Here is a 1618-nt window from a genome sequence, read left to right as displayed (position 1 = left end):
GCGGCCAAGCCTCCAGGGACGGATTCACGGCGTCCCCCGCGAACCCAACCCGCCCGACCCAGCGCGGCTGTTGCTTCATGCAGTTCGCGACCAAGCCCCCGCCACGAGGGGCTCAGCCGTTGGCTGGAATCACAGTTCCGAGCGAATGCGCTCGCGCAGCGCCTGCAGATCCTTGGCAAACGCATCGATACCGGTCGCCAGCTTCTCGGTCGCCATCGGATCGGCGGCCAGGTCGGCTGCGAACTTTGCCGCGTCGATCGGCGTCACCTGCACCGCTTCAGCGGCACCGGCCACCAGCTTGCGCGGCAGCGCGCCGTGGTCGGCGTCGAGCTTCTCCAGCAGGTCCGGCGAAATGGTCAGGCGGTCGCAGCCGGCCAGCGCTTCGATCTGCGCGGTCGAACGGAACGAGGCGCCCATCACCACGGTCGGCGAACCGCGGCGCTTGAATTCGGCATACACCCCACGCACGAACACCACGCCCGGGTCCTCGTCGATGTTCGCCGGGGTCTGGCCGTTGGCCACGTACCAGTYCAGGATGCGGCCGACGAACGGCGAGATCAGGAACGCACCGGCTTCGCTGCAGGCCAGCGCCTGGGTGGGGTTGAAGATCAGGGTCAGGTTGCAGTCGATGCCTTCGGCCTGCAGCACGCGCGCGGCTTCCACGCCTTCCCAGGTCGCAGCGATCTTGATCAGGATCTTCTCGCGCGGCACGCCGGCATCGGCGTACATCTGGATGAACTGACGGGCCTTGGCCACGGTCGCGGTGGTGTCGTGGGCCTGGTCGGCATCCACTTCGGTGGAGACGCGGCCCGGCACCAGCGTGCTCAGCAGCGCACCGACGCCGATGGTCAGGCGGTCGGCCACGGCGTGCACCACGGCCTCGCGGTCGCCGCCCTGCTGGCGGCCCCAGGCCAGTTCGCGTTCGATCAGTTCCGCATAGACCGGCAGGTCCAGCGCCTTCTTCACCAGGGTCGGATTGGTGGTGCAGTCCACCGGCTGCAGGCGCTTGATCGCCTCGTAGTCACCGGTATCGGCAACGACCACGGACAGTTCGCGCAGCTGGGACAGTTTGGACGGGGTACTCATTACGGCTCCTGGTGCGGGGATTGCAGGGAAACTGATCGCGCGCGGTTCGCAGCGCAGGTCAGGGACGGTCGTTGTGGACCGCGCTCACGCGCAGCCGCAGCTTGCGGCCGCCCGGGGCGGTCCAGTCGATGCTCTGGCCAACGGCCAGGCCAAGCAGGGCGCTGCCGACGGGCGCCAGCACGGACACCTTGCCTTCATCGACATTGGCTTCACGGGGGAAGACCAGGGTCAGGACATGCTTCTCGCCCGACACTTCATCTTCGCACTCCACGCGCGAATGCATCATGACGATGCCTTCGGGAATCTGGTCTGGCGGCAACACGGTTGCGCGGTTGAGCTCGTCGGCAAGCGTGCGCGCGGCCGGCGTCTGGCTGTGTGCCGGGGATTCGAGCATGGCGTCCAGGCGGTCCATGTCGAGGGTGGAAACAGTGATCGACGGCGGAAGGCCGCTGGCGGTGTTCATGGTGACGCTCCTTGGTTGAAAGCCATGCAAAAGGCGGCACCTGCTGGCGCCGCCTGACTGTATTGTGGT

General features: G+C 67.3%; 2 protein-coding genes. Both read right to left on the bottom strand.

All coding sequences use genetic code 11. From position 1 onward, the window contains the following. Window positions 1-129: 129 nt before the first annotated feature. Entirely contained in the window at window positions 130-1086 is a 957-nt protein-coding gene (locus tag AC1VAN_RS21245; protein WP_480986684.1) for a transaldolase, read from the bottom strand. A gap of 58 nt (window positions 1087-1144) precedes the next feature. Next, window positions 1145-1549, bottom strand: a complete 405-nt coding sequence (gene rnk / locus AC1VAN_RS21240; protein WP_025877946.1) for a nucleoside diphosphate kinase regulator — start codon at window positions 1547-1549, stop codon at window positions 1145-1147. Between the last annotated feature and the right edge of the window lie 69 nt (window positions 1550-1618).

Source organism: Stenotrophomonas sp. 05L44_2, assembly GCF_056665995.1.
Note: the sequence above shows the minus strand (reverse complement) of the source record. Positions and strands in the feature narration are given on the sequence as shown.